This is a genomic window from Nocardia sp. IFM 10818 (assembly GCF_054655275.1).
Genome location: NZ_BAAHJH010000001.1, coordinates 2,783,473 through 2,803,762 on the forward strand (window position 1 = coordinate 2,783,473; position 20,290 = coordinate 2,803,762).

20 protein-coding genes and 1 pseudogene are annotated in these 20,290 nt (G+C 68.7%); 20 read left to right on the plus strand and 1 reads right to left on the minus strand.

The window, feature by feature from the left end; translation table 11 throughout:
* Positions 1–62: 62 nt before the first annotated feature.
* From ACYQ5L_RS12800 to ACYQ5L_RS12855, 12 genes are all read left to right on the plus strand, one after another.
* Positions 63–881, plus strand: coding sequence for a PspA/IM30 family protein (locus ACYQ5L_RS12800; protein ID WP_459957567.1), 819 nt, complete (start codon positions 63–65; stop codon positions 879–881).
* Between the two features lie 854 nt (positions 882–1,735).
* Positions 1,736–2,557, plus strand: a complete 822-nt coding sequence (gene pspM / locus ACYQ5L_RS12805; protein WP_459957568.1) for a phage shock envelope stress response protein PspM — start codon at positions 1,736–1,738, stop codon at positions 2,555–2,557.
* A gap of 294 nt (positions 2,558–2,851) precedes the next feature.
* Positions 2,852–3,796: an NADP-dependent oxidoreductase gene (locus ACYQ5L_RS12810; RefSeq protein WP_459957569.1), complete on the plus strand. Its 945-nt coding sequence runs from the start codon at positions 2,852–2,854 to the stop codon at positions 3,794–3,796.
* 162 nt (positions 3,797–3,958) lie between these two features.
* Positions 3,959–4,132 (plus strand): hypothetical protein, encoded by a 174-nt coding sequence (locus ACYQ5L_RS12815; RefSeq protein WP_169814918.1) that lies wholly within the window; start codon positions 3,959–3,961, stop codon positions 4,130–4,132.
* A 284-nt stretch (positions 4,133–4,416) separates the two neighbouring features.
* A complete protein-coding gene (locus tag ACYQ5L_RS12820) occupies positions 4,417–5,481 on the plus strand; it encodes a sugar ABC transporter substrate-binding protein (RefSeq protein ID WP_459957570.1) in 1,065 nt (354 codons plus the stop codon).
* Between the two features lie 10 nt (positions 5,482–5,491).
* Positions 5,492–6,265 (plus strand): ATP-binding cassette domain-containing protein, encoded by a 774-nt coding sequence (locus ACYQ5L_RS12825; RefSeq protein ID WP_459957571.1) that lies wholly within the window; start codon positions 5,492–5,494, stop codon positions 6,263–6,265.
* Between the two features lie 68 nt (positions 6,266–6,333).
* Positions 6,334–7,764: a sugar ABC transporter permease gene (locus ACYQ5L_RS12830; protein WP_459957572.1), complete on the plus strand. Its 1,431-nt coding sequence runs from the start codon at positions 6,334–6,336 to the stop codon at positions 7,762–7,764.
* Positions 7,765–7,789: 25 nt separating this feature from the next.
* The gene (locus tag ACYQ5L_RS12835) at positions 7,790–8,941 is read left to right on the plus strand and encodes an ROK family protein (protein WP_459957573.1); all 1,152 of its coding nucleotides are present in this window, start codon (positions 7,790–7,792) and stop codon (positions 8,939–8,941) included.
* 57 nt (positions 8,942–8,998) lie between these two features.
* Entirely contained in the window at positions 8,999–9,712 is a 714-nt protein-coding gene (locus ACYQ5L_RS12840) for a PIG-L deacetylase family protein (protein ID WP_459957574.1), read from the plus strand.
* 754 nt (positions 9,713–10,466) lie between these two features.
* On the plus strand, positions 10,467–11,630 hold the full coding sequence (locus ACYQ5L_RS12845) for a glycosyltransferase (protein WP_459957575.1): 1,164 nt from the start codon (positions 10,467–10,469) through the stop codon (positions 11,628–11,630).
* Between the two features lie 306 nt (positions 11,631–11,936).
* A complete protein-coding gene (locus tag ACYQ5L_RS12850; protein WP_459957576.1) occupies positions 11,937–12,128 on the plus strand; it encodes a DUF3046 domain-containing protein in 192 nt (63 codons plus the stop codon).
* A gap of 18 nt (positions 12,129–12,146) precedes the next feature.
* Positions 12,147–12,878 carry a phosphotransferase gene (locus ACYQ5L_RS12855; RefSeq protein ID WP_459957577.1) on the plus strand — a complete coding sequence of 244 codons (732 nt, stop codon included), beginning with the start codon at positions 12,147–12,149 and terminating at the stop codon, positions 12,876–12,878.
* 81 nt (positions 12,879–12,959) lie between these two features.
* On the opposite strand, the gene ACYQ5L_RS12860 is transcribed toward ACYQ5L_RS12855, so the two are convergent.
* Positions 12,960–13,481: a CGNR zinc finger domain-containing protein gene (locus ACYQ5L_RS12860; RefSeq protein WP_459957578.1), complete on the minus strand. Its 522-nt coding sequence runs from the start codon at positions 13,479–13,481 to the stop codon at positions 12,960–12,962.
* Positions 13,482–13,634: 153 nt separating this feature from the next.
* Here ACYQ5L_RS12860 and ACYQ5L_RS12865 point away from each other — a divergent pair, with 153 nt between their 5' ends.
* The 8 genes and pseudogenes from ACYQ5L_RS12865 (at position 13,635) to ACYQ5L_RS12900 (ending at position 20,209) form a co-directional block, all read left to right on the plus strand.
* The gene (locus ACYQ5L_RS12865) at positions 13,635–14,087 is read left to right on the plus strand and encodes a VOC family protein (RefSeq protein WP_459957579.1); all 453 of its coding nucleotides are present in this window, start codon (positions 13,635–13,637) and stop codon (positions 14,085–14,087) included.
* 70 nt (positions 14,088–14,157) lie between these two features.
* Positions 14,158–15,039, plus strand: coding sequence for a pyridoxamine 5'-phosphate oxidase family protein (locus ACYQ5L_RS12870; protein ID WP_459963417.1), 882 nt, complete (start codon positions 14,158–14,160; stop codon positions 15,037–15,039).
* Positions 15,040–15,050: 11 nt separating this feature from the next.
* Positions 15,051–15,503, plus strand: a complete 453-nt coding sequence (locus ACYQ5L_RS12875; protein ID WP_459957580.1) for a nuclear transport factor 2 family protein — start codon at positions 15,051–15,053, stop codon at positions 15,501–15,503.
* A gap of 213 nt (positions 15,504–15,716) precedes the next feature.
* On the plus strand, positions 15,717–16,754 hold the full coding sequence (gene recA, locus ACYQ5L_RS12880) for a recombinase RecA (RefSeq protein WP_379198178.1): 1,038 nt from the start codon (positions 15,717–15,719) through the stop codon (positions 16,752–16,754).
* 3 nt (positions 16,755–16,757) lie between these two features.
* A pseudogene (locus ACYQ5L_RS12885) lies at positions 16,758–17,309 on the plus strand (hypothetical protein); the annotation flags it as partial.
* 168 nt (positions 17,310–17,477) lie between these two features.
* Entirely contained in the window at positions 17,478–18,131 is a 654-nt protein-coding gene (gene recX, locus ACYQ5L_RS12890) for a recombination regulator RecX (protein ID WP_459963418.1), read from the plus strand.
* A gap of 153 nt (positions 18,132–18,284) precedes the next feature.
* Positions 18,285–19,508, plus strand: a complete 1,224-nt coding sequence (locus ACYQ5L_RS12895) for a cytochrome P450 family protein (protein WP_459957581.1) — start codon at positions 18,285–18,287, stop codon at positions 19,506–19,508.
* A 53-nt stretch (positions 19,509–19,561) separates the two neighbouring features.
* Complete coding sequence (locus ACYQ5L_RS12900) at positions 19,562–20,209, plus strand: hypothetical protein (RefSeq protein ID WP_459957582.1); 648 nt, start codon at positions 19,562–19,564, stop codon at positions 20,207–20,209.
* Positions 20,210–20,290 lie beyond the last annotated feature (81 nt).

Sequence of the window (20,290 nt, forward strand, 5' to 3'; positions counted from 1 at the left end):
GACGGTCGCGCACTATGTCGCGCTACCGAGTGCGGCACGTCATATGGAGGCGGGATCAATCGATGGCTAATCCGTTCGTGAAGGCCTGGAAGTACATGATGGCCCTCTTCGATTCCAAGATCGAGGAGCATGCGGATCCGAAGGTCCAGATCCAGCAGGCCATCGAGGAAGCCCAGCGCCAGCATCAGGCCCTGTCGCAGCAGGCCGCGTCGGTGATCGGCAACCAGCGTCAGCTGGAGATGAAGCTGAACCGGCAGCTCGACGAGGTCGAGAAGCTGAACGCCAATGCGCGCCAGGCGGTCATGCTCGCCGATCAGGCGACCGCCGCCGGCGATACCGAAAAGGCGATCCAGTACACCAATGCCGCCGAGGCTTTCGCCGCCCAGCTGGTCACCGCCGAGCAGGCCGTCGAGGATCTGAAGGTGCTGCACGACCAGTCGCTGCAGGCCGCCGCGCAGGCCAAGAAGGCGGTCGAGCAGAACGCCATGCTGCTGCAGCAGAAGGTCGCCGAGCGCACCAAGCTGCTGTCCCAGCTGGAGCAGGCCAAGATGCAGGAGCAGGTCTCGGCCTCCCTGCAGCAGATGGACTCCACCCTCTCGGCCCCCGGCACCACCCCCAGCCTGGACGCCGTGCGCGAGAAGATCGAGCGTCGCTACGCCAATGCCCTCGGCGCCGCCGAACTCGCGGGCAACTCCGTCCAGGGCCGCATGATGGAGGTCCAGCAGGCCTCCATCCAGATGGCCGGCCACAACCGCCTCGAGCAGATCCGCGCCTCCATGCGCGGCGACGCCCTCCCCTCCGGCGGCCAGCAGCAGTCCATCCCCACCCAGCCCGCCCAGCCCCAGCCCCAGATGAACAAGGGCCAGGCCGCTCAGCAGTAGCGGTTCACGGCGCGAAAGGCAGCACACCGATGGGGAGATCGCGGGCAGAGCACGACCCCGCGACCTCCCCTGCCCGTTTCCGCCGCCCCCGGGTCACCGCCCCGCTGACTTCCCTGTTCCCCTCGCCCTTCGGCCGCACCCCGAGTGAACAGCCACCCACTGGGCCTCGGTCATCCGAAAAGGATGCGGCCACCACCGAATCCGCCGCGCCCGGCGCTGTCCGAACCCCCGGCGCGGACAGTCTCCCGGCTCGGCCCACCTCGGAATTCACCAGTGGCGCAGCCGAACCCGCCGGCTCCGCACACTCGCCGATCGGGCCGCGTTCCCACGGCGGAGTAGCGAACCCCGGCGGGCATACAGCAACCCGCGACTCGTCGGCCGCTGCGAGCGATGCCGCGCGGGCGCAGTCGACCGGATCTCCCGCAGGCGGTTCCGCCGCTGGGTTCCCCTCGGGCGAAGCCACGACCTCGTCGCAGACCGGGCAGCCGCCGTCGGGCGCGCCCGGATCGAGTAGCGGAGCTGGATTTGGTTCCGGGGGCGTTGCGGCGACTTCCAAGGCCCGTGGCGCCGAGGCGTTCCCTCAGGCCACAGCGGTCTCCGATGGCACGAAGCAGCCGGGGTGGCAGCAGTCCCTCGATGGCTGGACGACCTCGCCGTATCCCGGATCGTCGCCCGCGTCGGCACCCGGAAGGCGCGGCGCTGCGGGCTATGACGCCGGACACGAGTCGGGCGCGGCCGCAGGGCAGCGCGGACGGGCTCGGACGGACAGCGGATTCGGCCGCGGTGAGGCCGGCCGACCGGCACCGGGCAAGGGACGCGCTGGGCGGCGGAGCCGGCGGGAGCGGGCCACCGAGGTGGTGCGGGAGGCGTTGGCGCCGACCGGGATGGAACCCGAGGAGTTGGCGCAGCGGCTGCCGGAGACGTTGCGGGGGATGGGGGAGCAGGCGCTGGTCGCGGTGCGGAAGTGGGCCGATCCACGGGAGCGGGAGCTGCGGAAGCGGCGGCGGGCGCGGCGGCGAAGCCTGAGATTGGGAACCGCTTCCGGGTTGACCACGGCCGGAACTGTTGGGCTCGTGCTGGTTTCGGCGCCGGCCTGGGCGGTGATCGTGGTCGGCGGCGGGGCGGTCGCCCTGGTCACCGGCACGACCGTAGCCGTGCGCCGCTACCTGGAACTGCGCAAGGAACCATTGCCGCAGGCGGCATTCCAGCCCCGGCGGTTGCCGCCGCTGCGGTCCGCCGCGCGGGCCGCGATCAGCCGATTGGTGCGGGCCGAGCGGGCCTTGCACGGTTTGGGCGATCAGATCGCCAAATCCGGGCGACTACCCGCCGACGACCTGGTCGACACCCTCGAAACGGCCTCCTCCGGCGCGGCGGCGCTGCACGCCCTGGCCGCCGACGTGGTCGCCATGGAGCGCGCCGCGGATGCACTGGGCGCGGCGAAAGCCCCACTGGTCGAACACGTCCGGGCCGCATCGATTCGCCTCGACGACGGCGTGGTCGAGTTCGAAGGCATGGTCGCGGCCGCCGCCCGGGTGCTCGCCGTGCCCGAGAGCGCCGCCGTGGCAGACGATCTCGGCTGGGCCATGGTGGGGCTGCGCGACGCCGCCGACCGCCTCGACGGCTGGGCCCAGGCCCTCACCGACCTCGCCGACGACCGGTATCGCGCCAATCCATGAGCGCGTAACGGCTTTCGGCCGATCCGGCTGAGAATGGGTGTGGGCGTGTGGATGACGCCTGGCTAGCGGTAGCCGTTCATATTGGCCCATTGGTCGACCGAGCCGCTGAGCAGGCCGGTGGTGGCTGCTGCGCGGAGGATGGTGACCAGGATGCTCCAGGCCAGGTATTCGGTGTCCATTGTGACCTCCTGACGGGAGAATGTATCCAGTGTGTGCGGGGTGTGCTTGGTGTGAAGCAGGGTTGGCTCAACCGTGAGCGGGGGAGGGTGGGGGTCGGGCGTAGGCTGTTGCGGTATGACTCCAGCTGTCGTTGCCACCGCCTACGGTGGTCCGGAAGTGTTGTCGCTCATCGAGGTTGAGGTGCCGCCGCCGGGGCCCGGGGAGGTCACCGTCGAGGTTCGTGCGGCCGGGGTGAATCCTTTCGACTACAAGCGGTTCAGTGGGGCGTTCGGCACCGATCCCGCGGCCCTGCCCATGCGGCTGGGCGGGGAGGTGTCGGGGGTGGTTACCGCGGTGGGCGCGGAGGCGACGGGGCCCGCTGGGCCGATCGCGGTGGGTGATGAGGTGCTCGCGCGGGTTGCCGGGGGATATGCCGGGGTGGTGAATGCCCCGGCCGCGCGCGTGGTGCCCAAGCCCGCCGAGGTGAGCTGGGAGGTCGCGGCGGGTCTGCTCGCCGTGGGAGGCACGGCGGTTCATCTGGTCGCGGCGACCAAGGTCGGGCCGGGGGACACGGTGCTCGTGCACAGTGCGGCCGGGAGTGTGGGGTCGGTGGCCGCGCAGTTGGCGGTGGCGCGCGGCGCGCGGGTGATCGGCACGGCCGCGGCGAAGCATCATGATCGGCTGCGGGCCTATGGGGTGGAACCTGTCGAATACGGGCCCGGTCTCGCCGACCGGGTGCGCGCTCTGGCTCCGGGCGGCGTGGACGCGGCGCTCGATACCGTCGGCACCGAGGAAGCGGTGGAGGTGTCCGTCGAACTGGTCGCCGACCGCGCCCGGATAGCCACCATCGTCGCGTTCGAGCAAGCGGCGAAGTACGGGTTTCAGGGGCTGGGTTTCGCGCCCGGTGCGGATCCGGGGGTCGAGATCCGGGAGAACTCGTGGCGGGAACTGCTCGACTCGGTGCGGGCGGGCAAGCTGGATCTGGTGATTGCCGCGACGTATCCGCTGGCCGAGGTGGCGGCCGCGCTCGAGCTGGTGATGGCCGGGCATGCCGGCGGCAAGGTCGTGCTGCTGCCCTGAGGCGGATCGCGGGCCGGTGACCATCCCGATCCGGGGACTCGGGGACAACCCTGAACTTACCCCGATTTCGCCGTTGACCTGGTGCTTTTCTTTTGTGGAGGCAGCAGTATGGATGGTGTCGGATCGCGCTGACGGCGGTTCGAGACCTACGGGAGGCATTCAATGCTTTGGAAGATCATCGGCGTCGTCGCGCTCGTGTGGATCGCGTTCGCGATCATCGGCGCGCTGATCAAGGGTCTGTTCCCGATCCTGATGATCAGCGCGGTCGTATTCGGCCTTTACCTGCTGTACAAGGCGGTGTCCAACTCGGACAAGACCACGATCGGCAAGTTGTAGCGAGGTTTTCGAAGGGGCCGTGCGGTGTTGTCAAGGACGCCGGACGGCCCCTTCGCATGTCGGCTGGACCGGTTTGCCTGATTTGCCCTCCGGCCTCGCCTGGGTCGCATATGTTGTTGCCCACAACATATCGATAAGCGGTCGTCACAGACGTATGCGTGCCACGACCGCGGCTCGGGAAGGTCACCGTGATGAGGACGAAAAGCCCGCTCTTGCCGAAGAATTCCGGCCACCGGAGATTCCGGATCGGATACGCCGCCGTGGCGCTGGCACTGTCGGGAGCAATGACGCTCACCGCATGCGGGTCGAACACCAGCAGCAACGACAAGTCCGATTCACCCTCCGGCGGAGGCGGCGACACGGTGGGCGTCATCCTGCCGGAGACCGCGACCTCGGCCCGCTGGGAATCCTTCGACAAGCCGATGCTCCAGCAAGCCCTGCGCGCCGAGGGCTTCGACGCCGACGTGCAGAACGCCCAGGGCGACGTGCAGAAGTTCACCACCCTCGCCGACGGCATGATCGCCAAGGGCGTGAAGGTGCTGATCATCGCCTCCATCAATAGCGAGGTCGGCAGCGCGGTCGCCGCCAAGGCCAAGAAGGCCGGCATCCCGACCATCGACTACGACCGGCTCAATCTGGGCGGATCCTCCGACTACTACGTGTCTTTCGACAATGTGAAGGTCGGTGAGCTGCAGGGCCAGGCCCTCGCCGACGCCTTGAAGTCCAAGCCGGGCGCCGAGGTCATCGAGATCGAGGGCGCGCCCACCGACAACAACGCCACTCTGTTCCACCAGGGCCAGCAGAACATTCTCAAGCCCCTCTACGACGCGGGCACGCTCAAACTGGTGCGCTCCCAGGCCATCGACGGCTGGGACAACCAGAAGGGCGGCACCACCTTCGAGCAGATTCTCACCGGCAACGGCGGCAAGGTCGACGGCGTGGTCGCGGCCAATGACGGCCTGGCGGGCGCGGTGATCACCGTGCTGAAGAAGAACGGCCTCAATGGCAAGGTGCCGGTCACCGGCCAGGACGCCACCGCCGAGGGCCTCAAGGCCGTCCTGCGCGGCGACCAGTACATGACGGTCTTCAAGCCGATCCTCGGCGAGGCGCAGGCGGCCGCCAAACTCGCCGCGGCCCTGGCCAAGGGCGACAAGGCGGCCGCGGACGCGCTGGCGGTGAGCGTGAGCCAGGATCCCAAGGGCAAGCGCGAGGTGAAATCGGTGCTGCTGCAACCGCAGACGGTGACCCGCGCCGAGGTGAAGGTCGTGACCGACGCCGGTTTCGTGAAGGCGGCCGATATCTGCGGTGGCGATCTGGCGGCGGCCTGCACCGAGCTCGGTATCCGCTGAGGGTGAGGGTATGAGCGAGCCGCTACTCCGAATCACCGGACTGAACAAGAGTTTCGGTGCGGTGCACGTATTGCACGACGTCGATTTCACGGTGCCCGCGGGCGAGGTCACGGCCCTGGTCGGCGACAATGGCGCGGGCAAGAGCACCCTGGTGAAATGCGTTGCCGGGATTCATGGTTCCGATTCCGGCGAGGTGCGCTTCCGGGGCGAACCGGTGCACCTGCGCGGCCCCAAGGATGCCGCCGAGCTCGGCATCGAGGTGGTCTATCAGGACCTGGCCCTGGCCGACAATCTCGATATCGTCGCGAATATGTTCCTCGGCCGCGAACGCGGCAAGCCGTGGCTGCTGGACGAGGCGAGCATGGAGGAGGCGGCTCGCCGCACCCTGGCCTCACTCGGGGTGCGGACCGTGAAATCGGTGCGCACCCCGGTGTCCGCACTGTCCGGCGGGCAGCGCCAGACCGTGGCCATTGCCAAGGCGGTGCTGTGGAACAGCAATCTGGTGCTGCTCGACGAGCCGACCGCGGCGCTGGGCGTGGCGCAGACCCGGCAGGTGCTGGATCTGGTGCGGCGACTGGCCGAACAGGGCCTGGGCGTGGTGCTGATCAGCCACAACCTGGCCGATGTGTTCGAGGTCGCCGACCGCATCGCGGTGCTGTACCTGGGCCGGATGGCCGCCGAGGTGCGCACCGCCGATGTGACGCACGGCCAGGTGGTCGAGCTGATCACCGCCGGGCGCTCCGGCGATCTGGGACTGGCGCGACCGGAGGCGGTGGCGCTGTGAGCGAGAGTGGAATGCGCGAGGAGAACACCGCCGGGAGCAACGACTCCGGGCGTACGGAAGCCGCTGGGATGACGAAGGTTTCGGAGCCGGGTGCGGTCAAGACCGCGGAGACCGCGGTCGCGGATTTCGGCATCGACACCACCACGCTGTCGAGCCGGGAGGCGGTGCGCGACTATGCGGCCCGGCTGCGGGCGGGTGAAATCGGTTCGCTGCCGGCCATTCTCGGCCTGGTCGCGCTGGTCGTGCTGTTCTCGGTGATGTCGGATGTGTTCTTCTCGCTCAACAACATCGCCAACTTGCTGGCGCAGGGCGCGGGACAGACGATCATCGCGATCGGCATCGTGTACGTGCTGCTGATCGGGGAGATCGATCTGTCGGCGGGCACCGCCTCCGGCGTGGCCGGCGCGGTGCTGGCCATGCATTACGTCGAGGACGGAAATCTCATGTCCGGCATGGGATCCACCGTGTTCTTCATCTTCAACGCGCTGCTGATCCTGGGCGCGGTGCTCGCGGGCCTGCTGCGCATCTGGCCGGGCGTGGCCATGTCGCTGCTCGGCGTGGCCATCACCGTGATCGGGTTCAAGGCCAATCCGTGGGTGGAGATGCTGCTCGCGGTGTGCGTGGGCGCGGCCATCGGCTGCATCACCGGATTCCTCATCGCGAAGATCGGCATGCCGTCCTTCGTGGTGACGCTGGCGCTGTTCCTGGCCTGGCAGGGCGTGATTCTGCAGCTCATCGGCGAGGGCGGCGTGCTGGGCATCAGCTCCTCGCACGTGCTCGATCAGGTCGCGAACGGAAATCTGTCGACGCTGGGCAGCTGGCTGCTGTTCGTGATCGCGGCCGGCGGATACGCGGCGGTCACGCTGGGCGGGCATTTCCTGCGCCGCCGCCGCGGGCTGGTCACCCAGCCGACGCCGCTGGTGCTCGCGAAAGTGGTGGCGCTCACCGTTTTCGCGGCCATCGTGACCATCCTGCTCACGGTGAACCGCTCGCCCAACGATCTCATCGAGATCTCCGGCGTGCCGTATGTGGTGCCCATCGTCCTGGCGCTGATGGTGGCCGGCACCTATGTCCTCAACCGCACCACCTACGGCCGCCACATCTACGCGGTCGGCGGCAACGCGGAGGCCGCCCGGCGCGCGGGCATCAATGTAACGCAGCTGCGGGCAAGCGTTTTCGTCATCTCCTCCTCGTGCGCGGCGATCGGCGCGATCGTCTACTCCTCGAAGGTCGGATCGGTGGATCCGCAAGCGGGCGGCCTGAATACGCTGTTGTTCGCGGTCGGCGCGGCCGTCATCGGGGGCACCTCGCTGTTCGGCGGGCGCGGCCGGGTGGCCGACGCGGTGATCGGCGGCGCGGTGCTGGCGGTGGTCTCCAATGGCCTCGGCCTGCTCGAACAGCCGGCCGCGGTGGTCTCCATCGTCACCGGTCTGGTGCTGCTGCTGGCCGCCACGGTCGACGCATTGTCGAGACGACGCGCGGCGGTGGCGCAACGGTGAGCGCGGCAGTGGTATTCCTGAGGTCATGACCGTCGCCCGACCGGACGAGGTGCGCCGCTTCAACCGGTCGAGCCTCCTGCGCCTGCTGCACATCGGAGGCCCCGCCACCCGCGCCGCGCTGGCCACCGAACTGGGCCTGAACCGCTCCACCATCAAGATGCTCGTCGACGCGCTCGCCGAGAGCGGACTGGTGGAGGAGCGGGTGCCCCGGTTGCCCCGCGGCGCGGGCCGCCCGTCGCTGCTGGTGCTGCCGCAACCGCATGCGGCGGTGGTGCTCGCGGTCGATGTGCAGGTCGAGCACGCCGGTATCGCGCTGGTCGGGTTCGGGGGGCAGATCCTGGGCCGCAACAGCTGGAATCTGCATGGGCGGCAACGAGAACCGGACGAGGTGATCACCCATATCGCCGAATCCGCGACGCTGCTCGCGGCCGATCTGGGCCTGCGGCCGGTGGCGGCCGGCATCTCGGTGCCCGGCGTGGTGCGGCGGGCCGACGGGCTGGTGCACGATGCGGCCAATCTGGGCTGGGCCGATGTGTCGCTGGGACAGCGGATGAACGGTGTGCTCGGTGTGCCCGTGGTGGTCGGGAACGATGCCGAATTCGGAGCGCTGGCCGAATACGCGCGCGGCGCCGGACGCGGCGCCGATGACGCGGTCTTCGTCTCCGCGGATGTCGGGGTGGGCGGCGGGCTCATCTCGCAGGGCACCTTGTTGCGCGGGTCCGCCGGATATCTCGGCGAGATCGGCCATATGACGGTGCGCCCCGGCGGGCGGTCCTGCCACTGCGGCAATGAGGGCTGCTGGGAGACCGAGGTGGGCGAGGCCGCGCTGTGCCGGGCGCTGGGGCTGTCCGAGCACGGTCCGCGCGGGGCCATTGTCGCGGAACTGCGCTCCCTGCACGGTGATTGCGAACCCCGGCTCGGCGAATACCTGGACTGGCTGACCCTCGGTCTGGTCAATGTCGTCAATATCCTGGGCCCCGAACTCGTTGTGCTCGGCGACCTTTTCACCGCCTTGCCCGATGCCGCCGTCGCCCGAGTCGGCGATCAGGTCCGCCGCCGCAGCATGGTCAGCCGCGCCCTCGGCGGCGTGCGCATCGAAAAGTCCCGGCTGGGAGCGGATTTGAAGCTGCTCGGCGCCGCCGAAGCGGCCTTCGACGGCGTGCTGGGCATGCTCTGACCTGCGGATCAGGGGTTGTGCGGTATCGATCGGGCGCGCCTGGTGTTGAATTCAGGCATGGAGCAGCTACCCGAGGACTGGGAGCGCGGCATCGTCATCGTCGCGCACCCCGATGACATCGAATACGGCGCGGCCGCGGCCGTCGCGCGCTGGACGCGGCAGGGCAAGGACATTCGCTACGTCCTGGTCAGCAGCGGCGAAGCGGGCATCGCGGGCCTCCCGCCCGTCGAATCCGGCCCGCTGCGCGAACTCGAGGAACGCGCGGGCGCCAAGATCGTCGGCGTCACCGAAGTCGAATTCCTCGGCCACCCCGACGGCCGCATCGAGGAGAGCCTCGCCCTCCGCCGCGACCTGGCCGCCGCCATCCGCCGCCACCGCCCGGAAATGGTGGTGCTGTTCAACTTCGGCGACGTCTGGGCCCGCGGCTACCCCAACAGCGCCGACCACCGAGCCGTAGGCCGCGCCGCCCTGGACGCCGTATCCGACGCCGGCAACGAATGGATCCACCCCGACATCGCCGACCTCCCGATCTGGTCCCCCCGCTGGGCCGCCGTCTACGGCGTCCCCAACGGCAGCCACGCCGTAGACGTCTCCGACACCATCGAACCCGCCATCGAATCCCTCATGGCCCACGCCCGCTACCTGGAGGCCCTCAGCCCCGAACCAGTAGCCACCCAGGCCCGCGCCGTCATCGACATGACCGCCGGCCCCAAGGAAGGCTTCCCAGCAGCCCACGCCATCTCCTTCGAACTCTTCTACTTCGCAGGCTGACTCACTCACAACACCCCGCGTTCCCCCTGCCGACCCAACCCCGCCCGCCGAAGGCGAACCCCGAAATCCCGTGACGGGGTTGATCTATCCGAGCCCGTCCGATTGTCGGCCGGTCCGGGCACCCGCCGGTGCGATCACCAGCCGGCCCGATTGTCGGCCAGTCCGGGCACCAGCCGGTCTGCTCGCCAGCCGGTCTGCTCGCCAGCCGGTCCGCTCGCCAGCCGGTGCGGTCGCCCGCCGGTGCGATTGTCGGCCGGTCCGGGCACCAGCCGGTCCGCTCGCCAGCCGGTCCGGTCGCCCGCCGGTGCGATTGTCGGCCGGTCCGGGCACCAGCCGGTCCGCTCGCCAGCCGGTCCGGTCGCCCGCCCGTCCGGTCGCCAGCCGGTGCGATTGCCGGCTGGTCCGGGTCACCAGCTGGTCGGGTCGTCAGCTCGTGTGCTTGTGTGTTTGTCCGCCGCAGGCGAACTGTCAATGAACGGCAGGGATGACAGTTGGTGCACTCGCTGTGTGGGTTCGGGGCCGTCTCGATTTTGGACTGAGTGGAGCGTGCGTCGGAGCGGGGGAGCGAAGCGGAGGAGCTCCGGCGTGCGCGGAGGGAGGGAAAAATCGAGACTGTCAGGCCCCGAACCCCGCCGGAGCGAAGCGGAGGCAAATTAAACACAGCCACGAGCGGTCCTGAGTGGAATGCCTTCACCCCACCGCCCCGCAACTAACACCCGACGGCAACTCAAACCCCATGTGGCATGGTATGGGCGTGCGAGTAGCGGTGGTAGCCGGACCAGATCCGGGACATGCCTTCCCAGCGATCGCGTTGTGCGTGCGATTCCTGGCAGCAGGCGACGACCCGGTGCTGTTCACCAGCCCCCGCTGGTTCGACGCCGCCCGCAACGCCGGAATCGGCGTCCGCCGCCTCAAAGGCCTGGCCCCCCGCGCCGAGGACGACGACGCCGACGCCGGAGCACGCATTCACCAACGCGCAGCGCACATCGCCACCGAAATCCTCCCCGACCTGAGCGCCATGCTCCCCGAACTCGTAGTATCCGACATCCTCACCGCCGGCGGCGGCATGGCAGCCGAACGCCTGGGGCTCCCGTGGGCGGAATTGTCGCCGCACCCCCTGTACCTGCCGTCAAAAGCCCTACCCCCCATAGGAAGTGGTCTCGCCCCCGGCGAAGGCGTACGCGGCCGAGCCCGGGACTCCATGCTGCGCACGCTGACCGCCCGCGCCATCCGCCGCGGTGAGGTCCAGCGCGAGGAAGCCCGCGCGAGCATCGGCCTACCACCCCAGGACCCCGGCCCGACCGCTCGCCTCATCGCCACGCTCCCCGCACTGGAAGTACCCCGCCCGGACTGGCCGGACAACGCACATCTGGTCGGCCCGCTGCTCTGGGAGCCGACCGATCACGTGCTGGAGCTCCCGCCCGGCAACGATCCGCTGGTCATGGTCGCGCCCTCGACCGCGCACACCGGAGTCAACGGCATGGTCGAAACCGTCCTCGAAGCGCTCGACGGCGCCGGAGTCCGGGTCGCGGTATCCATGCTCGACACCCCGCCCACCGACCTTCCGCCCTGGGCCACAGCCGGTTTGGGCCGCCAGGACGAGATTCTCCGCCACGCCTCCGTCGTGATCGGCGGCGGCGGACACGGCCTGCTCGCGAAGTCCCTGCTAGCGGCCGTCCCCGTCATCACCGTCCCGGGCGGCGGCGACCAATGGGAGCTCGCCAATCGCGCCGCCCGCCAAGGCAGTTCGATTCTCATCCGCCCGCTCACCCCGGAATCCGTGCGCGAGTCCGTCCAGCGGATCCTCGACGAGCCGTCGTACAAGGCTGCGGCCGTATCGGCAGCCGCAGGCGCGGCGGTGGTCACCGACCCCGTCCAGGTCTGCCACGACGTGCTCGAGGCCGCCCGCGCCGGCTGACCTCACCGAGGGGCGAGCAGCCGGGCCGAGGGTCCGCTGCTCGTCCTCCGAGGCTGTTGAGCGGCTGGGCCGGAGGGTCCGCTGTTCGTCCTCCGAGGTGGTTGAGCGGCCGGCCCGAGGGTCCGCCCGCCCGTCATCTCGGCATGCTTTCGGCCGGGTCCACATCAGCCTGGTGGATCCCAGCCCGAGCGCTCCGGAATGACGAGGAGGCCTCTCGGCCAATGCGCTCAGCCGAGCGCCCCGTCGATTCAGGTGGTGATCCCCGCGTTTTCGGGCCACGCAGCCCGGTGGCGTAGGCTCGCGGCCGTGCGGTTGACGGAGTTCCAGGAGCTGTTGCATACCGAATTCGGGACGACGCGGGGAGATGCGCTGCTGACCGATCATGTGTTGCCGTCGATGGGAAAGACGGGAGCGCAGGCCATCGAGTCCGGGATCGATCCGCGGGACGTGTGGCGGGCGCTGTGTGCGGAATTCGATGTACCGCGTACGCGGTGGTGAGTGGAAGAGCTGATTGCTGTGGGATCCGAGTTGTCGTCCGAGCTGCCGCCTGCCGTGAACGAGTTGTTCGGCGCTGATCCGGTGTTCTCCGACGACCATGAGGGCGCCAGCGGCGGCGTGGTCAACGTCAACGGAACCTATTGGATGAAAAGGGGTTCCGAGGCCGTCGCCGAGCACGCGCGTCTGGTGTGGCTGGAGGCGCAGGGCCTGCCGGTCCCGAAGGTGGCCTTGTTCGACGCCGATGTGCTGGTGCTCGCCGATGCCGGCGTCGCCAGTCTGGCCTCCGCCGAGCTGGATTCGCCCGGTACGGCGATGGGCGAGGTGCTGCGGCGGCTGCACGCGCTGCCGATCGCCGACTGCCCGTTCGACGCGCGGATCGACACCATGCTGCGGCTGGCGCGGCGGCAGGTAGCGGAAGGCCTGGTCGACGCCGAGGATTTCGACGACGACAATGCCGGGCGCACCCCGGAGGCGGTGCTCGAGCAGCTGATCGCCGAGCGTCCCGAGACCGAGGATCTCGTTGTGGTGCACGGCGATTACACACCGTCGAACGTGCTCGAGGGCGGCATGCTCATCGATCTGGGGCGGCTGGGCGTGGCCGACCGGTACCGCGATATCGCGCTCGCGCTGCGAGATCTCGAGGACGATTTCGGGCCGGGCGAGGTGGCGGCATTCCTCGCCGCCTACGGACTGTCCGAGCCCGATCAGCGGCGCGTGCACTATTACCGGCTGCTCGACGAACTGTTCTGAGCAGTCGACCATTCGCCCGACCGCTCGACGGCTGTTCCGAGCGGGTTTCGCCGGTTGCTCGGCAGTCGTTGCCAGCGGCGGTTATTCGCCCGGCTGCGTCTTCTTCGCGTAATGCCGGGTGGCCTTGGCGCGGTTGCCGCAGGTGGCCATGGAATGCCAGCGGCGGGCGCCGTTCTTCGAGGTGTCGTGGAACCACAGCACGCAATTGGGGTGGGCGCACTGTTTGATGCGGTCGGGGGCGGCCAGCAGGGATAGCAGGTTGTCGGCCGCGAGCCAGGCGGGCAGCCAGTGCGGATTGCGGATCTCGGTTTCGTCGGCGGGCCCAGTAGAGGTGAGCGTCCGGCGGATGCGGCCGTGGTCGAGCACGGCATTGAGGGCATCGCCGGATCCGCCGCGCGCCACCTGCAGGATGGCTTCGCGCGCGGTGAGCAGGGCGCGCAGGGTCGGTTCGTCGGCGGGGGCGGTGAGGTCGTTGTCGGCCAGCCACCGGCGCAGGCCGTCCACATCGGTGAGCAGGTCCTGCGGTCCGTCGGGGGATATCCAGCGGGTGTTGAGCAGGTCCAGGGCGAGCGGTTCGCCGAGGTGGGGGCGTGGATCGGGCACGACTGAGGGTAACCGGCGCGGGTTCGTCATCGGGGTAACGCCTCCTCTCTAACCGGTAAAAGTAATTATGAGGGTTGACACTGGGATTGCCGTATCGCTAGGTTCTAACCTGTCAAACAATGAACACTGGTTAAAGCTTCCCAAGGGGTCATCATGACAGCACCTGCGCTCGCCACCGGCCACATCGGCCTCAATGTCACCGACCTGGATCGCTCGGTGGACTTCTACCGGCGCGCCCTCGGATTCGAAACGCTCGGCGCCGGCGGAGAAGGGGAGCGGCGGTTCGCCTTCCTCGGGGCGGACGGCAAGCTGCAGGTCACGCTGTGGCAGCAGAGCGACGGGCGGTTTGATGTGAAAACACCGGGACTGCATCACCTTTCGTTCCAGGTCGGCACCATCGACGAGGTGTGGGCGGTGGAATCGGTGCTCCGGGAACTGAATGTGGCCTTCGCGCACGACGGCGTCGTCGCGCACGGCGAGGGCGCGTCCTCCGGCGGCATCTTCTTCACCGATCCGGACGGGATCCGGCTCGAGGTGTACGCGCCCGCCGGGGCCGAGCACGCGCCCGCGCCGAGTGGCGCCGCGCCCACCTGCGGCTTCTTCTGAGCAGGAACCCTCCGCCACAGCGCAGTTCGGAGTGGGCCGCGCGGCCCGCTGACAGGAGCACACCATGACCATCGCCTATCACTCCGGTGAACTGGCCGTGCAGGAGCGCATGGGTCAGGCCGATATCGCCCAACGTGTGGGGCGCATGATCCGCGCCGACATCCCGGCCGCCGCGGCGGAATTCCTGGCCGCCCAGCCGATGGTCGTGGTGGCGGCCGCCGATGCCGCGGAACGGTTGTGGGCGAGCCCGCTGACCGGGCCCGCCGGGTTCGCCCGGGCCGTGGGCGAGCGCACCATCGTGGTGGACGCGCTGCCGGTTCCCGGCGACCCGCTCGCCGAATCACTGCGCGCCGCAGGACATCTCGGCATGATCGCCTTGCAGCCGCAGCGGCGGCGGCGCATGCGGGTCAACGGGGTTGCCGAACCCACTCCGGCGGGGCTGCGGATCACCACCGATCAGGTGTATTCCAACTGCCCGAAATACATTTCCCGCCGGGGGATCGAGGAGTGGTCGGACGGCGGCGCGGTGACAGTCCGGCGTGCGACGGAGCTGGATCCGGAGCAGCGGCGGGCGCTGGGTTCCGCCGATACGTTCTTCATCGCCTCCGCCGACCCGGACGGCAATGCCGATGCCTCGCATCGCGGCGGTAATCCCGGTTTCCTGCAGGTGCTTTCGCCGAGCCGTCTGCGCTGGCCGGACTATCGCGGCAACTCCATGTTCATGACGCTGGGCAATATCGCCGCCGATCCGCGCTGCGGGCTGCTGGTGCTCGACTGGCGGACCGGCGCGACGCTGCAAATGACCGGCACCGCCGAAATAACCTGGGACGAAGCCACGTTCACCACCGGTGCGCAATGCTCCATCGACTTCACCCTCACCGAGGTGATCGAGATCTCCGGCGCCACACCGCTGCGCTGGAGCGAGCCCGAACTCTCACCCGCCAACCCCTGAAAGGACCCGCCATGCGACCCCCACTGCCGCCCTTCGACCTGGAATCCGCCAAGGCCAAGGTGCGCGCCGCCGAAAACGCCTGGAACACTCGCGATCCCGAGACGGTCGCGAACGCGTACACCGAGGATTCGGTGTGGCGCAATCGCGATGAGTTCCTCACCGGGCGCGCCGAGATCGTCGACTTCCTGAAGCGCAAGTGGGCCACCGAGAACGGTTACGCGCTGCGCAAGGAGCTGTGGAGCTTCCGGGAGAACCGCATTGCCGTGCGGTTCCAGTACGAATGGCACGACGAGAACGGCCGGTGGTATCGCAGCTACGGCAACGAGCTGTGGGAATTCTCGCCCGAGGGGCTGATGTCGCGGCGCGAGGCCAGCATCAACGATGTGCCGATCGCCGAGTCCGATCGCCGCATCTTCGGGCCGCGCACCGCCGCGGAGGAGGACGCTCTGCTTCCGATCCGCTGAGGCCGCGGTCGGCGCCGGCCCCGTCGCGGGGTGGGCCGGCGCCGTCGCGTGGGCTCGGCCGGCATCCTCGAAAACTTCGCTGGCGTGTCGCGGGGCGTGGTGTTTGCCTCGAACACCTGTTCGTTTAAGCTGTCGTCGGAACTTGTCGGTGCTGCCCTCTAACGTGGGCGCCAACCACAGAACGAGATACACCCATCAGAAGGGGACCAGACGATGGCACCACAGGCTTTTGACCGCGACAAGGCGCTCGAGCTGGCGTTGGCGCAGGTCGAGAAGAGCTTCGGCAAGGGCGCGGTCATGCGCCTGGGCGAGGAGGCCCGCCAGCCGATCTCGGTGATTCCGACCGGCTCCATCTCCCTCGACGTCGCCCTCGGCATCGGCGGTCTGCCGCGTGGCCGCATTGTCGAGATCTACGGTCCGGAATCCTCGGGTAAGACCACCGTCGCCCTGCACGCGGTCGCCAATGCGCAGGCCGCCGGCGGTGTCGCCGCCTTCATCGACGCCGAGCACGCGCTGGATCCCGATTACGCCCGCAAGCTCGGTGTGGACACCGACGCGCTGCTGGTGTCCCAGCCCGACACCGGTGAGCAGGCCCTCGAAATCGCCGACATGCTGGTGCGTTCCGGCGCCATCGACATCATTGTCATCGACTCCGTGGCCGCCCTGGTGCCGCGCGCGGAAATCGAGGGCGAGATGGGTGACAGCCACGTCGGTCTGCAGGCCCGCCTCATGAGCCAGGCGCTGCGCAAGATGACCAGCGCCCTGAACAACTCCGGCACCACCGCCATCTTCATCAACCAGCTGCGCGAGAAGATCGGCGTCATGTTCGGTTCGCCGGAAACCACCACCGGTGGTAAGGCGCTCAAGTTCTACGCCTCCGTGCGCCTGGACGTGCGCCGCATCGAGACCCTCAAGGACGGCTCCGACGCGGTCGGCAACCGCACCCGCGTGAAGGTCGTCAAGAACAAGGTCAGCCCGCCGTTCAAGCAGGCCGAGTTCGACATCCTCTACGGCGTCGGCATCTCCAAGGAGGGCTCGATCATCGATATGGGCGTCGACCAGGGCTTCATCCGCAAGTCCGGCTCCTGGTACACCTACGAGGGCGACCAGCTCGGCCAGGGCAAGGAGAACGCCCGCAAGTTCCTGCTCGAGAACACCGACGTCCGCGACGAGATCGAGAAGAAGATCAAGGAAAAGCTGGGCATCGGCGCCGACATCACCGCCACCGACGAAGCCCCGGCCGATTTCTAGCCAATGCCCGATCGGGAAACCCCTGGGCCCCGGCCGCATTCGCCGGGGCCCACCGGCCCCCGCCTCGACGCGGTGGAACGCCTCCGCCGCGAACTCGAAGCCCTCGAATCCCGCCACCCCAAACGCGGCCGCACCACCCGCGCCCGCGTTTCCTGGGACACCACCGACTCCACCTGGGATCTCGGCGGCGAATCACCCGCCACATGGTCCCGCGCCGCCCATGAACCGCCCGCCGACCATGAGCTCGACGGGGAGTCCCCCGACAGCGCACCAGCCGACGACGCCTTCACCGAAGACGACCACCCGGCCACGAAACCGAGGCGCGCCCACCAACGTCCGCCCCACGGGCTACGCCGATCGCCGGGGCAGCGGCGAGAGGAAGTGCCCGCTGACCCCGGCGATGGCGACGACGTGCCCGGTGGTGATCGGCACGGCTTCGCAGATGTTCCGGTGACCGCAGCCGAGGACGGTGGATCGGACGCTCGGGCCGAGGCGTTCGCTATCCGCTTGCTTGCGAACGGTGCCCGGAGCCGTGCGGAACTCGCAGATCGCGTGGTCGCCGAAGGGTTTACCGTCGAGACGGTCGATCGCGCGTTGAACCGGTTGGCCGCGGCCGGTCTCATCGACGGTGCCGCTGTCTCTCCAGGTTCTGGTGTCCGTGGGGGAGAGCTGCACCGGAAGCACGCCGCGCGTCGAGGTTCCGAAGCGGGGATCGCGGATCATGTGCCGCCCGACAACGATCGGGAATCCGCCGTCGAGGCGGAGCAGACGGCGTTCCGCGCTCGTGAGACTCGGGGCGAGCGGGCTGCTCGTCGCCGGGCCGAACGCACGGAGCGTTCCCGGGCGGCGCGAAACGCGCAATTCGGTGATCCGGAAACCGGTGGCACCGAGGCGCAAGCCAAAGAGGTTTGTCTGCGGCTCCTGGCCGACCGGGCTCGCAGTCGCTCCGAACTCGCGGACCGCTTGGCCGCCAGGGGGTTCACGCCGGAAGTAGCGAATCGCGCGCTGGACCGCCTCACCGAGGTCGGGCTGATCGATGACGCTGCCTTCGCTCAGCAGTGGGTGCATTCCCGCCACACCTACTCGGGCAAGGGGAAGAAGGCTCTTGCCCAGGAGCTGCGGCGCAAGGGTGTCGCGCAGGAGGACGCCGAGGAAGCGTTGTCCACCATTACCGGTGATGACGAACAGGTTCGCGCCACCGAATTGGTGCGCCGCAAACTCCGGTCGATGCCCCGAGAGCTGGATCGCGAGAAGACCATTCGCCGCCTGGTCGGCATGCTGGCCCGCCGCGGCTACGGCTCCGCCACCGCCTACGCCGTCGTCAAGGCCGAACTCGACAATGCCGGGCAGGATTTCGACTCGTCGGAACTCGACTGATCGAGAATTCCGGCGCCCGCGCCGGACCTCCACCGGCCTTCCCGTGCAAGCTGCGAAAACGGCGGCGCACCAACAGTTTCGGTAGCGTGGACGGCAGCACCGCCTGTGTGATTCGGGCTGTTGGAGCGGCCGGGCGGCCGGAGGGAGGACAGTATGGTCGAGAGCGCTGCCGCGGAATCGATCGAATTGGTGGACGAGGACTTCTACACCGATCCGCATCGGTATTACGACCGCTGGCGTGAACGCGGCCCGGTGCACCGGGTTCAACTCGTGAGCGGTTCCCAGGTCTGGGTGATCCTCGGCTATGCCGAGGGCCGGGCAGCACTGGCTGATCCGCGCCTCCGCAAGAACGCCGCCGACCTGTACGAATTGTTCCGGCAGCGAAACGTTCGAACCCTCTCGGACTCGAACGCCCAAACCCTCGCCGCTCACATGCTCAACAGCGACCCGCCCGAGCACACCCGCCTGCGAAAACTCGTCTCCCGAGCCTTCCTGCCCCGCCGCGTCGCCACCCTGCGTCCGCGCATCGAGGAAATCACCGCGGCCCTGCTCGACGACATGGCCGCCCACGACGAGGTCGACCTCATGCAGGTCTTCGCAAACCCGCTGCCGGTCACCGTCATCTGCGAACTCCTGGGCGTCCCCTTCGACGAACGCGCCGACTTCCAGGAATGGACCAGAATCCTGGTCAGCTCCGGCGGCACCATAGAAGAACGCGCCGCCGCCACCCTCGGCATGAGCGAATACCTCCGAAAACTCATGGTGGACAAGCGCGCCCATCCCGGCGAGGACCTGCTCTCCGAACTGGTCCAGCCCACCCCCGACGGCGACCGCCTCGACGAGCAGGAATTGGTCGCCATGGCCTTCCTCCTCCTCGTAGCCGGCCACGAGACGACAGTCAACCTCATCGGCAACGGCACCCACGCCCTCCTGCGCAACAGACCCCAATGGGACGCCCTCCGCGCCGACCCGACAGCCATCCCCGCCGCCATCGAAGAATTCCTCCGCCACGACGGCCCGGTCGGCTGGACCACTCTCCGCTACACCCACGAGCCGGTCCAGATCGCCGGAATCGACATCCCGGCAGGGGAATTCATCTATGTCGCCCTCTCGGCCGCCAACCGCGATCCGGCACGCTTCGATAGTGGCGACACCCTCGACACCACCGCGAACGCCACCGGCCACCTGGCCTTCGGCCACGGCATCCACTTCTGCGTAGGCGCCCCCCTGGCCCGCCTGGAAGCCGACATAGCCTTCAGATCCCTGCTGGCCCGCTTCCCCGACCTGACCCTGGCCGACCCCACCTTCGAACCCTCCTGGCAGAACAGCCTCCTCATCCGAGGCATGTCCGAACTCCCCGTCCGCCCCCACGGCTGACCGGCACCCGGAATGGTTTCGACGCACCGGAACCGAACTGCCAGAATGGCGAAATGGCAGAGGAGATCACGGCGGCACTACGCGTCCTCACCGCGGTCTTCTCGCCGTACCCGCGTCGTCCGGTGCTCGACCGCTGCCCCCACTGCGGCCCACCCGTCAGAGTGGACGATCATGACCTCTTCTGGCTCACCATCAAACTCGGCAACACCATCGGTGACCGCACCGACCTGAAAGCTCTGCTCCCACGACTGCTCGAGAAACTGGCCACCTCGAACGAACTGGACCCCAACATCGTGCTGGGCAAGCTGTCCAAGGAGCAATGGCGCACCTGGCCACCCGCCGAACAGCAGGCGATCGACAACTACCTCGACGCCGTGTGGCATTCCGTACTGGCCGAATTCCCCGCACCGCCCGGGTCGCTGTCGGATCCGGCCGAGTTTCTCGCAGCAGTCGCCGCGGCGGCCATAGCGCCCGACAGATTCCTCGCCACCTGGGACAAAACCGCGACCCAATCAGCGGACCGCCACCTAGCCATGCTGGTGAACCAGACCTTCGCAGTAATGGGCCTGCCCGCCACACTCACCGCATGGTTGCGCCGAGACACGATGCGGCACCGTCTACTCCAGGCATACGAGCGCGATCACGCAACCCCGTGGGCGGACTCCCTGGCCCAGGCCCACGACACCATCTCTCTGCTCTGAAAGCGGTACCCGAGATCAAGGTCGGCAGCGGAGACGCGCCCAGCGCTCGACTTCTCGTCCAGCAATACCTCTGCCTTGCGG

Coding starts and splice junctions, on each gene's coding strand:
- ACYQ5L_RS12800 (WP_459957567.1), top strand. CDS start 63: ATGGCTAATCCGTTCGTGAAGGCCTGGAAGTACATGATGGCCCTCTTC.
- ACYQ5L_RS12810 (WP_459957569.1), top strand. CDS start 2,852: ATGACTCCAGCTGTCGTTGCCACCGCCTACGGTGGTCCGGAAGTGTTG.
- ACYQ5L_RS12815 (WP_169814918.1), top strand. CDS start 3,959: ATGCTTTGGAAGATCATCGGCGTCGTCGCGCTCGTGTGGATCGCGTTC.
- ACYQ5L_RS12820 (WP_459957570.1), top strand. CDS start 4,417: ATGACGCTCACCGCATGCGGGTCGAACACCAGCAGCAACGACAAGTCC.
- ACYQ5L_RS12825 (WP_459957571.1), top strand. CDS start 5,492: ATGAGCGAGCCGCTACTCCGAATCACCGGACTGAACAAGAGTTTCGGT.
- ACYQ5L_RS12830 (WP_459957572.1), top strand. CDS start 6,334: ATGACGAAGGTTTCGGAGCCGGGTGCGGTCAAGACCGCGGAGACCGCG.
- ACYQ5L_RS12835 (WP_459957573.1), top strand. CDS start 7,790: ATGACCGTCGCCCGACCGGACGAGGTGCGCCGCTTCAACCGGTCGAGC.
- ACYQ5L_RS12840 (WP_459957574.1), top strand. CDS start 8,999: ATGGAGCAGCTACCCGAGGACTGGGAGCGCGGCATCGTCATCGTCGCG.
- ACYQ5L_RS12865 (WP_459957579.1), top strand. CDS start 13,635: ATGACAGCACCTGCGCTCGCCACCGGCCACATCGGCCTCAATGTCACC.
- ACYQ5L_RS12875 (WP_459957580.1), top strand. CDS start 15,051: ATGCGACCCCCACTGCCGCCCTTCGACCTGGAATCCGCCAAGGCCAAG.
- recA (WP_379198178.1), top strand. CDS start 15,717: ATGGCACCACAGGCTTTTGACCGCGACAAGGCGCTCGAGCTGGCGTTG.
- ACYQ5L_RS12895 (WP_459957581.1), top strand. CDS start 18,285: ATGGTCGAGAGCGCTGCCGCGGAATCGATCGAATTGGTGGACGAGGAC.
- ACYQ5L_RS12900 (WP_459957582.1), top strand. CDS start 19,562: ATGGCAGAGGAGATCACGGCGGCACTACGCGTCCTCACCGCGGTCTTC.